Raw genomic sequence first — 13,477 nt, forward strand, 5'->3', positions numbered from 1 at the left:
AATTGTCATGTGGAAGTGGCTTCACCCTTACGCAAAACCTGAAGTGAGTTATCGGCTCTGTGGGACTTTGCTCCCTTGGTTTGCCGTGCTGGCTGGGCTGAGCTTAATGATCGGAAATATATGGGGGCTGGCGTTCGCGCCCGCAGATTATCAACAAGGCGATAGTTTTCGCATTATCTATATCCACGTGCCGGCCGCAATCTGGTCGATGGGTGCATATATGTCAATGGCGATAGCCGCTTTTATCGGTCGAGTCTGGCAGATTAAAATGGCCGATTGGGCCGTGGGTGCCATTGCGCCTGTTGGGGCCGTTTTTACCTTTATAGCGTTGGTGACCGGCGCAATTTGGGGTAAGCCGATGTGGGGCGCCTGGTGGGTCTGGGATGCCCGACTCACGTCTGAGTTGATTTTGCTGTTCCTTTATATCGGTGTGATGGCACTTTACAACGCGTTCGATGATGCGCGTACTGCCTCACAAGCCGCCGGTATTTTAGCCATGGTCGGCGTGATTAATCTTCCTATTATTCACTTCTCGGTAGAGTGGTGGAACACCTTACATCAAGGCGCCACCATCACTAAGTTCGCTCGGCCGTCTATCGATCCTGGCATGCTATGGCCGCTATTGGTTTGCCTGCTGGGTTTCGCTTGCTTTTTTATCGCCCTGACCTTGATGGGGCTGCGTAATCAAATTTTGTTACGTGAGTCTCATCGACCTTGGGTCCGTGCGCTGGCGGAGGACCACTAATGCATTTTGATAGTATCAGTGCGTTTTTATCCATGGGGGGCTATGCCGCCTATGTGTGGAGTGCGTTTGGTATCACCGCGGGTGCGATGATTGCGCTGATTATCGGTTATCACCGTACTCACAACAAACGCCTGCAAGCCGTTAAACAACAAATCGCACGAGAGCAGCGAATAAAAGACGCTCAATCACTGGAGAATACCTTATGACGCCCCGACGTAAGAAACGATTGTGGATTACCCTTGCTTTGGTTCTTGGCGCCTCGACCACGATTGGGCTCGTTGTTTACGCCTTGAATCAGAATATGGACTTGTTCTATACCCCCACTGAAATCGTGCAAGGCAAACCCGATGGGACCAAGCCAACAGTCGGTCAGCGTCTTCGTATCGGCGGTATGGTGGTAGAAGGCTCGGTGAAACGCGATCAGGAGTCTTTGCAAATTCAGTTTGATGTCGCCGATGTAGGCCCTGCCGTCACTGTGACCTATGAGGGGATCTTGCCGGACTTATTTCGAGAAGGACAAGGCATTGTCGCGCAAGGGGTACTTGTTGATTCGCGTACGGTGAAAGCGAGTGAAGTACTGGCTAAGCACGATGAAGAATATATGCCGCCAGAAATCGCGGAGGCGATGGAGAAAAACCATCAGCCACTTGAATATACCGAGGAGCAAAAACAAGGTAGTCAGTTATGATTGTTGAGCTCGGGCATTATGCGTTAATCCTCGCCCTGGGGCTGGCGCTACTTTTAAGTTTTTATCCCCTCTATGGGGCGAGTAAAGGGCATGAAGGCATGATGAAAATGGCACGACCACTGTCTGTGGGCATGTTTGCCATGTTGCTGTTTTCTTTTATCGCCTTGAGTTGGGCCTTTTACACCAATGACTTTACGGTAGCTTACGTCGCCAGTAACTCCAACAGTGCACTGCCTTGGTACTATCGCCTCACTGCGGTATGGGGCGCTCACGAGGGCTCATTATTACTTTGGGTGTTGGTGCAAGCACTGTGGACGGTAGCGGTGGCTGTGTTTAGTCGCGGCATGCCGCTGTCCTCTGTCGCGCGCGTTTTAGCCGTCATGGGGATGATTTCGGTTGGCTTTTTACTCTTTATTATTCTAACGTCCAATCCCTTTGATCGCACCTTACCTTACTTTCCTGTCGACGGGCGTGATTTAAACCCATTGCTGCAAGACCCAGGACTTATTGTCCACCCACCGATTTTGTATATGGGTTATGTGGGCTTCTCGGTTGCGTTTGCTTTTGCGATTGGCTCATTGTTGGCCGGTCGCTTAGATACCGCCTGGGCGCGTTGGTCACGACCTTGGACTACGGCCGCTTGGCTATTTCTTACCCTTGGGATCGCACTTGGCTCCTGGTGGGCGTATTACGAACTGGGCTGGGGAGGCTGGTGGTTTTGGGATCCGGTCGAAAACGCGTCGTTTATGCCGTGGCTTGCTGGGACGGCATTAATGCACTCGCTGGCAGTGACCGAAAAACGGGGCACCTTTAAAGCCTGGACCGTATTATTGGCGATATCCGCATTCTCATTAAGCTTGTTAGGTACTTTCCTAGTGCGCTCAGGCGTCTTGGTCTCGGTACATTCTTTTGCGTCCGATCCGGCGCGAGGGCTATTTATTCTTGGCTTCCTGGTGGTGGTGATTGGTGGTTCATTGTTGCTCTATGCGTTGCGCGCCTCAGAAATTCGAGGGAACACCAAGGTGTCGCTCATTTCACGCGAGAACGCTTTGTTGGTTAACAATACCTTGTTGATGACCGCGTTGGTGATAGTCTTAATCGGCACCTTGCTTCCCTTGGTGCACAAACAAATTGGGTTAGGATCGGTCTCTATTGGCGAACCTTTCTTTAACTTTTTGTTCGCATGGCTAATGCTGCCTTTCGCCTTTTTCTTAGGGATTGGCCCCTTAATCCGTTGGAAGCGCGATAAGCTTTCCACTCTCGCCAAACCCATGCTCGCAAGCGGGATCGCGGCGGTCGCTTTGGGGATTGGGTCCATTGCCTTATTGGCTGATAGCTTTAAAGCGATGGCGGCCATGGGGGTCACCATGGCGTTGTGGATTACCTTCTTGCATGGCTATGAGCTACATTTACGCGCCACGCATCGGCATCCATTCCGTGTCGGGATCAAAAAGTTAGGGCGCAGTCACTGGGCGATGGTGTTGGGACACATTGGCTTAGCCATTACCATCATCGGTGTAGCCATGGTGGAAAATTATGATATTGAACGTGACGTTAAAATGGCGCCAGGAAGCAGTGTCACGCTGCAAGGGTATACCTTTAACTTTACTGACTTGTCGGAAAAGCAAGGACCGAACTATCAAGCTTATGTGGCATCCTTTGATGTGTACCATGGCGAGCGCTTTATCAATCATTTAGAAGCAGAAAAGCGTTTTTATTCGGTTCAGAGTTCGATGATGACAGAAGCAACCATCGATCGCGGTTTAACCCGAGATCTCTACATTGCTATGGGTGAAGAATTGCCGGATGGCGCTTGGGCGATGCGGCTTTATTACAAACCTTTTGTCCGTTGGATTTGGTTTGGTGCCATCGTGATGGCACTCGGCGGCGCGTTAGCGATCAGTGATAAGCGCTACCGCTTTCGTCGTAAATCGATCTCATCAACTGCGACATCGGAGGCGAAAGGATGAAGAAGTTACTGTGGTTTCTCCCGTTACTCGCCTTTGTTGCTCTCGCTGGCTTTTTTGTCGCCCAGCTCGATAAAAATGCGCAAGGAGACGATCCCACCAAGCTTGAATCGGTGTTGGTAGGCAAGCCGGTGCCCGCTTTTCATCTCGAAGATTTGCAAACGCCGGGCAAAGTGTATGACCAGGCTATTTTTAATGGTGAGCCTTTACTGTTAAACGTATGGGCGACTTGGTGCCCTACCTGTTATGCCGAGCATCAGTTTCTCAATAAACTGGCGTCGCAAGGGGTCAAAATCATTGGACTCAACTACAAAGATGATCGCGGCAAAGCGGTAAAATGGTTGAATAATCTTGGCAATCCTTACCAGATCAGTCTATACGATGGCGATGGCATGCTAGGGCTTGATTTAGGGGTATATGGCGCGCCAGAAACCTTTCTGATCGATGCCAACGGCATCATTCAATACCGGCACGTGGGGGATGTTAACGCACGTAATTGGCAAGAAACCTTAAAGCCTAAATTTGACGCATTGCAGGAGGAGGGATCGTGAAAAAAGTGATCATGATTATCCTATTGTGGGCCGGTGCGACCTTAGCATTTGCCAATGCGATTGATGTCTATCAGTTTGATTCGGCCAAACAAGAGGCGCGTTTTCGCGCCCTCACCAGTGAGTTACGGTGTCCTAAGTGTCAGAACAATAGCATTGCTGATTCCAATGCCGAATTGGCGCAAGACTTACGGCAAAAAGTCCATCAAATGCTGCAGCAAGGGCGTACTGACGATGAAATTCGCAGCTTTATGATTGCACGCTATGGCAATTTTGTGACCTATAATCCGCCATTGACTGCCTCCACCATAGTTTTATGGCTTGCGCCTGCACTGGTCATGCTCACGGGGCTTGGATTAATGGTCGTGCGCAGTCGCCGAGCCAAACACACGCTGAATGAGGCGTTCAGTGATGAAGAACAACAACGGCTTGATGCGTTATTAGCTTCAGAAAAAGCGACCTTAGCCTCAGAAAAAACGACCGACGCAGAGCCTAAAGTATCCGCTGAGCATGGATCAACCGAACAGAAAAAGGAGCCAAAATGATTGAGTTTTGGGGCGCCACCTTGGTGTTTTTTGTACTTGGCGCGGTGATGTTTCTCTGGCCCCTTTGGCAAAAAAGCGAACACGACCATCAAGCCAGCCGGGATGCACTTAACAAAGCCTTTTATTATGACCGGGTTGAAGAAATCCAGTCTGAGGGTGCCGAAGGGCTGATTGATAATGAGCAGGACCTAACGCAGGATTTGCAACAATCCTTGTTGGACGATATCCCTGAAAAAGAAAAAGCCAAGCAGGCTCGTCATTTGCGCTTAACGCCAATGCAATGGGTGCCGGGGCTTATTGTGCTTGCGATAGTGAGTTTTGGGTTATATGGCATTGAAGGGAGTGCGAATCAGGTCGCGCAGTGGCAGCAAACCGCCAAACAGTTGCCCGAGCTATCAAAGCGGTTACTCGAGGGTGAGAAGCCATTAACTCAGCAAGAGATGCAAGATCTTACCTTGGCGTTGCGGACCCGCTTACAGCACGAGCCGCAAGACAGCACCGGTTGGTTGTTGCTCGGACGTATTGGCTTGGCCAATCGGGATGGCGAAACCGCCAAAGGGGCGATGGAAAAAGCTTATGCCTTGGCACCCTCGCAATCCGATATTCAAGTGGGGTTGGCGCAAGCCTTGCTGTTTGCAGGTGATGAGGCAGACAGTGCCCGAGCGCAGAATTTATTAAAATCTGTGGTGAAAAAAGATCCCTTTAATCTACAGGCGATGTCGTTACTGGCCTACCAGGCGTTCGAGCAAGGCCGTTATCAAGATGCCATCGCGACCTGGAATGCGATGAAAACCTTGATTGGCAAAGACGACCCGCGTAACCAAACCCTTGATCAGTCGATTGCCCGTGCCCAGCTTGCCCTCAACAGTGCCGCAGGAGCCAAGATAGCGATCACGGTGAAACTGGGGGAGCAGGTTAAATTACCCGAGGATGGCGTGCTGATCATTTCCGCGCATGCATCGGCTGACGCGGCGATGCCGATTGCCGCTAAGCGTCTCCCACTGTCTAAGTTTCCGGTTTCACTGGCCTTGGCTGATAGCGACAGTTTGAACCCGGTGCAGGCACTTTCCTCGCTTGATACCTTGGTGATCAAAGCGCGTATTGACCGAGATGGCAATGTCGCGACTAAGCAAGGCGACTGGGTGGGCGTCAGTGATCCGGTGGCCTTAAGCGAAGGGGTTGAACTGGTTATCGACAAACAGCAGTAACCAAGACAAAATAGACAGATTGTTACTAAGGCTGGGCATTCCCAGCCTTTCATTTTATAGAGGAATCCCATTTGATGTGGAAACGTCTGTGTTTAATGGCGCTTATATTAGGTCTTGTCGCAGGGTGTGCGTCACGCCCACCGGGTGCCGAGCCGCACCCCGATGATCCATTAGAAGGATTTAACCGTGCGATGTGGACAGTAAATTACGATTACCTTGATCCCTATGTTGCGCGTCCGGTTTCGATCGCCTACGTCGATTATGTACCGAGTCCAATGCGCACCGGGATTTCCAATTTTTTGGGTAACCTAGAAGAGCCAGCCAGTTTTTTAAATAGCGTGCTGATGCTAGAAGGCGAAAAAGCGGTCACCCATTTTAACCGCTTTTGGATTAACACCTTGTTTGGCTTGGGTGGCTTAATTGATATCGCCTCTGCAGCCGATATTCAGCAATACGACCAACGTGAGTTTGGCGATGCGATGGGGCACTATGATGTCGGCACGGGCGCCTATATTATGCTGCCGGGTTATGGTCCCACGTCGGTCAGAGAAGGCGCCGGCGAAGTGGTCGATGGCTTATACCCGCCACTGGCATTACTGACCTTGCCGCAGTCGGCGTTAAAGTGGATGTTTGATGGCATGGAATCACGAGCGGCCTTGGTATCGCAAGAATCACAGCTGGACAACTCGCCAGACCCTTATGCGTTTGCGCGTGAGGCTTATCTGCAAAATCGTCGCTATCGTGCCAAAGGAGATGAGGCGTTAGAGCAACAACCGGCCTTGAATGATGAGTTTCTCGATGACTTTATCGATGATATCGACGCTGCACCGTAAGTTAACGTGATCTCGTTGAGGATAAGCGTGATCAAAAAAACACCACGGCGACACCGTGGTGTTTTTATTTAATCACTCGTATCGACTGGCGAGCGTTTATTGATCTAGCACTTAAAAACGATAGCTGGCCTGCACGCCGACTAACCACACATTACCGGTGGTTTCGCCTTCAAAACTTCCGAACGCCTGAGCTGCAACATCTTCAGATAGCGAATCAATACCATCACGGGGCTCTTTTACCGGGGCGTCTTTGGCAAAGACATAGGTAAAGGCCGCGTCTAGGGTGAGCTGTGGCGTCATCTCATAGCCAGCACCCACGCTTAACCAGGTACGATCGGTTTCTGGGATGGTCAGGGTACGGTTTTGATCACTGACTGCCGAGGTGTCATAGGCAATACCTGAGCGCAGTGTTAGCTGTTGATCCCACTGATACGTGGTGCCGATCGCAAAGCGGTAGTTATCTTCCCAGTTTTCGACTTTGACCATTTGTGGGTCACTAGACAGCGATGGAATATCTGCCTCTAACTTGTCAAAGCTGCTCCACTCGGTCCAATTAAGGCTGGTATGTACCGCCCATTGCTCAGTCAGCTGATGCAGGGATGATAGCTCTGCGGTGGCGGGGAGAGTAAGATCCATGCTGCCCGCGTAGTGTGTATTGCTGAAGGGGGAGCCTGAGCCATTGGGGTTTATATTGTAGGTTAACCCTTCAGCATGTCCATCTAACGTCAGATTCACTTCCGAGCGATAATTGACGCCAATGCGATTCTTATCATTGATGTCGTACACGGCACCCAATTGCCAGCCCCATGCACGATCATCGCCTTCCATATATTTGAGGGTTGTTCCTTCATTTACAGGTAGTTTTCCCAGCTTGGTAACCATACTGCCGTCAGTGTTTGTTTTCGCCCCAATACTGCCTTCCCCCAGCACATAACGGATACCGGCGCCAATACGCAACTGGTCGGTGGCCTTCCAGGCAAGGTTTGGGTTGATTTCAAAAGTAGTGACCGCCGCTTCGTTACCAAACTGGGTGCCAGTAAAGTCGTTGCCTAAATCAGTTTCCATGCCAAAGTTGGTGGCCAGCGCGATGCCCGCGGTCAAGCGGTCGTCGAGTTGATGCGAAAAGTAAAAGTTAGGGATCACGGCATCATGGGCGACATCATCGGTTGATGTGGGGCCAGTTGAAGAGTTTTGTCCATCAATATCGACGTTGGGATTCACGTAGATGCCACCCGCTGATACCTGGGTGTCCGCCAAATAGCTGAGCAGGGCAGGGTTGCGAAATTGCGCACTGGCGTTATCGGCCATTGCGGCTTCACCGGCAAAGGCACGACCAAGGCCGGTTGCTGAGGTTTCTGCTAACTGAAAACCCGCGCTGTGGGCGGTGGTGGAAAGCGAGCCGAGTGCGGTGGCAACGGCGAGATAAACGATCTTATTATTTTTCATCTGCTTACTTGTTCGCGGTTTAAAGGGAGGCCTAGAGTAAAAGCTCGTGCGCGCAAATCAATTTAGCGCTGCCAAAATGGATTAAAATAAAATAATAATTTGTAATTTTTTATTTTTCAGTTGAATAATCTAATAAGTTGATGGAATTCGCATCAGGTGAAAGGAAACTCAGCGAACAGCTGTAACGAAAGAGAGGGGAGTTAGCGGGTTGGCTAACGTCGATGATGAGAATCGTCGCTAAAAACAGGCACCTTGTTGTCCAGGAGCCTGTCTGTTAACAGCGTAAGCTGTCGCTGATTATCCGCAGCTTGATACTAGATTGCAGTGGGCGTGAGTTGTTGCTGTAGCTGCTCAGCCAGTGGAGCGGCCTGGCCGCTGGTCTTGCCCACCACGATGACATTGGCCGATTGTACCGGCAGGCTGACCGAGTGCATTGTGCCATCGCTTTTCTCGGCTGGCGCTTGGCTGGCCGATGGCACCACAAACACCGTATAGGTCTGCCCGCTGGCTCGCATCACCATATGCAGTGCGTGTTGGCCACCAAAGCTGCAATGATTAATATAGGTGATCTCGCCTGGCAACTTACTGAAGGCTTTTCCAAAAGGTTGCAATTTGGCGTTCACTTGCTCAACCGTCGCGGCTTCGTTGATGCCCGCAATAAATGTCTGTTCATGATAGTAGTGATCCAGTGCAGTACGATTTAGATCCGGCGTCGTAATGCCCCAATTTAACTGGCCGAGTGTCAGTCCAAACACAAACGCAATGGATGCTGCCATAGCAAGGTACCCGCGAGTTCGGCGCTTGGGTTGCTCGGTATCGTTGGTTTGTGAAAATAGAATTTTATCGGCTAAGTCCTCAGGCACATCAACGCGAAGCGCTTGGTCTATTTTGCTATCGAGATTGGCGACATCCTCGGCATAGCGTTGATGACGAGGAGAGGCCGCCTTCGATGCCTGTAGCTCGGGATCAGACGGGTCGGCCAAAAGACGGCGTCGAAATTCAAGATCGTCCATACTGTTGCCCTCCTGCCGTTGGATTATCAAGCGCTTCTTTGAGTTGTGCACGGGCCCTAAATAAGCGTGTCATCACGGTGTTTTTATTTAAATCTAACAGTTGCGCAATTTCCTCACCGCTAAAGCCGACAATCACTTGGAGCACCAATGGTTCGCGATATTCCGGGGCGAGGGCGGCAATTTGTCGATGTAACCAGCGCTGCTCCATTGAAGCTTCTTGGCTGGGACGGGTTTTATCTTCCCATTCTCCGTCTTGTATATCGATATGATCGTGCTGTTTGCGCTCAAAACGTCGTGCGTTTTCTCGGCGCAAAATAGTGATCAACCAGGCTTTCGCTGCCTTCTCGTCGTGCAAACTGTCCAAGGATCGCCAGGCACGCAGGCACGTCTCTTGAACTAAGTCTTCGGCGATATGTGGATCTTTGGCCAACCAATAGGCATACCGGTAGAGATCACGGTGCCAAGCGCGTACCAATGCCTCGTAGCGGGCTTGTCGAGTCATGCAGGATGAACCTTTTTAATCGATGCGTCCGTCTATAGACCGAGTGATTTGTCATTTAATTTCAGCTTAGGTGAAAAATCGGCACAAGTTTGATCTGTTTCAATATTGAATCCCTGCAAATCGGTAAAGTTAACCCTGTCGTTATCGGCCATGTGTCGACACTCGTGAGGTTGAGTGAACGGCGTTTCCTTTTTGAATGATATGACTTTCTGTTCGGATCTGGGTGCGGGAAAAGCACTGCACACTTCCCAGATTATCGTTTTGCTTTCCAATCTTTTTTGGGGCTCACGCTAGCGTGTAGCCCCTTTTTTTATGCCGTAGTTTCTTTTCAATCTGCTGTTATTAAATCACTCTCGGTACAGGGTACACGGAACTGTGCGCTTGTTGGCAATCTTACCAATCAATTAAAACGGGTGTTTTAAGCTAGTAACAATTTGGTTACAATCCTGGTCAGACCTGTAGAACATCCTAAGGAGCAGTGATGACGTCTCAGCAACATCTTAAAACCGGCAATGGCGATCGTATTGCCATTGTGTCTGGGCTGCGTACGCCATTTGCGCGCCAATCAACCGCTTTCACTGATGTGCCAGCGGTTGATTTGGGCAAAATGGTGGTACAAGAACTGCTGAACCGCAGCAGTATTTCCCCAAAAGACATTGATCAAGTGGTGTTTGGGCAGGTAGTACAAATGCCTGAAGCCCCCAACATTGCGCGAGAAATTGTATTGGGTACGGGGATGGACATTCACACCGATGCCTACAGTGTCACCCGTGCCTGTGCGACCAGCTTTCAAGCCGTCGCCAATGTGGCAGAAAGCATGATTGCAGGCAATATCCAAGTGGGAATTGCCGGGGGCGCGGATTCGTCATCGGTCTTGCCGATTGGCGTAAGCAAAAAGCTCGCCCGTACCTTGTTAGATTTAAGCAAAGCGAAAACCATGAGTAAGCGCTTAAAGCTGCTCAGTAAGCTATCGGTTAAAGATTTAGCCCCTGTACCACCGGCCGTCGCCGAATACTCAACCGGCCTCAGCATGGGGCAGACCGCTGAGCAAATGGCGAAGTCACATCAAATTTCACGGGGCGATCAAGACGCACTCGCACTTCGTTCTCATCAGCTTGCCAGTAAAGCGTGGGATGAAGGCTTGCTCAGTGATGAAGTCATGACGGCGTATCCTGAGCCATACAAAGCGTGGATTGGACAAGATAATAACTTGCGTCCCCATTCCACCCTGGAAGATTATGCCAAATTACGCCCTGCATTTGACCGTAAACATGGCTCTGTGACCGCGGCAAACAGTACGCCGCTCACTGATGGTGCGGCGGCAGTACTAATGATGCCAGAAAGCCGTGCTAAAGCGCTTGGACTCGAGGTCTTAGGCTATATACGCTCCTACGCGTTTTCGGCGATTGGCGTACAAAAAGATATGTTGATGGGCCCTTCGTATGCGACCCCGATGGCGTTAGACCGCGCGGGGATTACGTTGGCGGATCTCACCTTAATTGATATGCACGAAGCGTTTGCCGCGCAAACCCTATCGAATGTGAAAATGTTTGCCTCTGATACCTTTGCCCGTGAGCACCTCAATCGTGATCGCGCCATCGGTGAAATTGATATGGACAAATTCAACGTGCTGGGCGGCTCGCTTGCTTACGGCCACCCCTTTGCTGCTACAGGCGCGCGCATGATCACTCAAACACTGCGTGAGCTGAAACGTCGTGGTGGAGGATTAGCGCTTAACACCGCGTGCGCGGCTGGTGGGCTAGGTGCTGCAATGATCTTGGAGGCAGAATAATGACAACCGATAATACGCAAGCCTTTACGTTAACGATTGCTGATAATCACATTGCTTGGCTGACCATTGATGTGCCTGGCGAGAGTATGAACACCTTGCAAGCGAGTTTTGTCGAGGGCGTTTCAGCGGTGCTGGATCAACTCGAGGGCAATCAATCGATTAAAGGACTGGTGATTCACTCTGGCAAACCGGACAACTTTGTCGCAGGCGCTGACGTGCGCATGCTAGAGGCGTGTGAAAGTGCCGAACAAGCGAGTGAGATAGCGGGGCAAGGACAAGCCTTGTTCTCACGCATTGAAAAACTGCCTTTTCATGTGGTGGCTGCGATTCATGGTCCTTGTTTAGGCGGTGGGTTAGAGTTAGCTCTTGCCTGTCACAGTCGGGTTGCTACTGATTGGGATAAAACGCGACTGGGTTTGCCGGAGGTGCAACTTGGTCTGCTCCCCGGATCGGGCGGTACGCAGCGTTTACCGCGCTTAATAGGCGTCCCCGATGCATTGGACATGATGCTAACCGGTAAGCAGCTTCGGGCGAAGAAAGCGAAAAAACTCGGCGTGATTGATGATTGTGTTCCGAATACGGTTCTACTTGATGTCGCCGAAGCGTTGGCGCAAAAGTCCAAGCCGAAACGGAGCCGGACATGGCAAAGCTGGATGTTAAGCGGAAATTCGGTAGGGCGTAACCTCGTCTTTGATCAAGCGGGTAAAAAAGCGCGTGCCAAAACGCGGGGTAATTATCCGGCAGCGGATGCTATCTTAGCGGTGGTCAAAAAAGGCCTAGATAAAGGACTAAAAACAGGTTTCGCGGAAGAAGCTCGACAGTTTGGCGAGCTGGTGATGACGCCTGAATCAAAGTCATTACGCAGTCTCTTCTTTGCAACGACCGCGATGAAAAAAGAAAATGGCGCGGACGCCGAGCCAGGTCAGGTTGAACGAGTCGGTGTTCTCGGTGGTGGCTTGATGGGGGCGGGCATCGCCCATGTCTCCGTTGCCAAAGCCGGTTACCCCGTGCGAGTGAAAGATGTCAGTGAAGACGGCATTTTAAACGCGCTTCGCTACAGTTACGCGTTGCTCAACAAAAAGCGGAAGCGCAAGCAAATCAGTAAAGCTGAGTTGCAAGCGACCATGATGCAACTGTCTGGTGACACACAAGCCACGACCTTGTCGAATGCTGACGTGGTGGTTGAAGCGGTGTTTGAAGATTTATCGCTAAAACACCGCATGGTGCAAGAGATGGAGTCGATAACAAGTAAAGACGCTATTTTTGCCACCAATACCTCTTCATTGCCTATCCACCAAATTGTCGAAGGCAGCCAGCGGCCAGAGAAGGTTGTTGGCTTGCATTACTTCAGCCCGGTGGAAAAAATGCCTTTAGTCGAGGTAATTCCACACCAAGGGACCAGTGATAAGACGATATCTACCGTGGTTGAGCTTGCTCGCAAACAGGGGAAAACACCGATTGTGGTGGGGGATAGCGCTGGATTCTATGTGAACCGGATTCTTGCCCCGTACATGAACGAGGCGGCGCGTGTGTTATTGGCTGGCGAAACGATTGAACATATCGATAATGCATTGCTCGACTTTGGTTTCCCGGTCGGTCCTATTACGTTGCTTGACGAAGTGGGGATTGATATCGGGGCTAAAATTGCGCCAATTCTCACGCAAGAGCTGGGTAAGCGCTTTGAAGCGCCGGATGTCTTTGATGTGCTGTTAAATGATGACCGTAAAGGGCGTAAAACCGGTAAAGGCTTTTATCGCTACGATGCCAGTAAAAAAGGCAGTAAAGGTAAGCAGGTTGATAAAAAGATCTATAGCTTATTGAACATTAAACTCAATGCGAGTTTGTCGGGTCATGAAGTGGCCCAGCGTTGTGCGCTGATGATGCTGAATGAGGCGGCACGTTGCCTCGACGAGGGCGTCATTCGCTCCGCACGAGATGGCGATATTGGTGCGATCTTTGGCATTGGCTTCCCGCCATTTTTGGGCGGACCGTTCCGCTACATGGATCATATTGGTATTGAACGTGTGGTGAGCTTGCTCCAAGCGCATCAAAATCGTTACGGTGAACGGTTTGCGCCTTGTGAACGCCTGTTGGCAATGGCGAAAGAAGGCGATGTCTTCTATCCCGATACCGAATAAGCGCGTCGCTTAAAAAAGAGCGAGCGCCAAGCAAAAAAACAGGGCCACAAAG

Annotated in this window: 13 protein-coding genes; 10 read left to right on the forward strand and 3 right to left on the reverse strand. The window is 50.7% G+C overall.

The genetic code is table 11. The features are described 5' to 3' along the window. Nucleotides 1–7: 7 nt before the first annotated feature. The 8 genes from HLG76_RS06980 to HLG76_RS07015 all read left to right on the forward strand — a co-directional run bounded on the left by HLG76_RS06980 (nt 8) and on the right by HLG76_RS07015 (nt 6,534). Nucleotides 8–745: a heme ABC transporter permease gene (locus HLG76_RS06980; protein ID WP_077460321.1), complete on the forward strand. Its 738-nt coding sequence runs from the start codon at nt 8–10 to the stop codon at nt 743–745. Then, the gene (gene ccmD / locus HLG76_RS06985) at nt 745–951 is read left to right on the forward strand and encodes a heme exporter protein CcmD (protein ID WP_021023088.1); all 207 of its coding nucleotides are present in this window, start codon (nt 745–747) and stop codon (nt 949–951) included. The genes HLG76_RS06980 and ccmD overlap by 1 nt, the downstream gene beginning before the upstream one ends. Beyond that, nucleotides 948–1,433 carry a cytochrome c maturation protein CcmE gene (gene ccmE / locus HLG76_RS06990; protein ID WP_021023089.1) on the forward strand — a complete coding sequence of 162 codons (486 nt, stop codon included), beginning with the start codon at nt 948–950 and terminating at the stop codon, nt 1,431–1,433. The genes ccmD and ccmE overlap by 4 nt, the downstream gene beginning before the upstream one ends. Continuing rightward, nucleotides 1,430–3,403, forward strand: a complete 1,974-nt coding sequence (locus HLG76_RS06995; RefSeq protein WP_077669129.1) for a heme lyase CcmF/NrfE family subunit — start codon at nt 1,430–1,432, stop codon at nt 3,401–3,403. The genes ccmE and HLG76_RS06995 overlap by 4 nt, the downstream gene beginning before the upstream one ends. Next, the gene (locus HLG76_RS07000; protein WP_077460323.1) at nt 3,400–3,951 is read left to right on the forward strand and encodes a DsbE family thiol:disulfide interchange protein; all 552 of its coding nucleotides are present in this window, start codon (nt 3,400–3,402) and stop codon (nt 3,949–3,951) included. Before HLG76_RS06995 ends, HLG76_RS07000 begins: the two co-directional genes overlap by 4 nt. Next, nucleotides 3,948–4,493 (forward strand): cytochrome c-type biogenesis protein, encoded by a 546-nt coding sequence (locus HLG76_RS07005; protein ID WP_368656348.1) that lies wholly within the window; start codon nt 3,948–3,950, stop codon nt 4,491–4,493. The genes HLG76_RS07000 and HLG76_RS07005 overlap by 4 nt, the downstream gene beginning before the upstream one ends. Continuing rightward, nucleotides 4,490–5,701: a c-type cytochrome biogenesis protein CcmI gene (ccmI, locus tag HLG76_RS07010; protein ID WP_175993350.1), complete on the forward strand. Its 1,212-nt coding sequence runs from the start codon at nt 4,490–4,492 to the stop codon at nt 5,699–5,701. The genes HLG76_RS07005 and ccmI overlap by 4 nt, the downstream gene beginning before the upstream one ends. Nucleotides 5,702–5,775: 74 nt before the next feature. Further along, the gene (locus HLG76_RS07015) at nt 5,776–6,534 is read left to right on the forward strand and encodes a VacJ family lipoprotein (RefSeq protein ID WP_021023094.1); all 759 of its coding nucleotides are present in this window, start codon (nt 5,776–5,778) and stop codon (nt 6,532–6,534) included. A gap of 111 nt (nt 6,535–6,645) precedes the next feature. Here HLG76_RS07015 and HLG76_RS07020 read toward each other — a convergent pair whose 3' ends face one another. The 3 genes from HLG76_RS07020 to HLG76_RS07030 all read right to left on the reverse strand — a co-directional run bounded on the left by HLG76_RS07020 (nt 6,646) and on the right by HLG76_RS07030 (nt 9,495). Further along, on the reverse strand, nt 6,646–7,980 hold the full coding sequence (locus HLG76_RS07020) for an outer membrane protein transport protein (RefSeq protein WP_175993351.1): 1,335 nt from the start codon (nt 7,978–7,980) through the stop codon (nt 6,646–6,648). Nucleotides 7,981–8,294: 314 nt separating this feature from the next. Then, nucleotides 8,295–8,993: a DUF3379 family protein gene (locus HLG76_RS07025; RefSeq protein WP_077678651.1), complete on the reverse strand. Its 699-nt coding sequence runs from the start codon at nt 8,991–8,993 to the stop codon at nt 8,295–8,297. Further along, a complete protein-coding gene (locus tag HLG76_RS07030) occupies nt 8,980–9,495 on the reverse strand; it encodes a sigma-70 family RNA polymerase sigma factor (RefSeq protein ID WP_077460328.1) in 516 nt (171 codons plus the stop codon). Before HLG76_RS07030 ends, HLG76_RS07025 begins: the two co-directional genes overlap by 14 nt. Nucleotides 9,496–9,976: 481 nt before the next feature. Between HLG76_RS07030 and fadI the strand changes: the two genes are divergently transcribed. Next, nucleotides 9,977–11,287, forward strand: a complete 1,311-nt coding sequence (gene fadI, locus HLG76_RS07035; RefSeq protein ID WP_021023097.1) for an acetyl-CoA C-acyltransferase FadI — start codon at nt 9,977–9,979, stop codon at nt 11,285–11,287. Continuing rightward, on the forward strand, nt 11,287–13,425 hold the full coding sequence (gene fadJ / locus HLG76_RS07040; protein ID WP_175993352.1) for a fatty acid oxidation complex subunit alpha FadJ: 2,139 nt from the start codon (nt 11,287–11,289) through the stop codon (nt 13,423–13,425). The genes fadI and fadJ overlap by 1 nt, the downstream gene beginning before the upstream one ends. The last annotated feature ends 52 nt before the right edge of the window (nt 13,426–13,477 follow it).

The organism is Salinivibrio sp. EAGSL (assembly GCF_013366455.1).
GTDB classification, from domain to species: domain Bacteria; phylum Pseudomonadota; class Gammaproteobacteria; order Enterobacterales; family Vibrionaceae; genus Salinivibrio; species Salinivibrio costicola.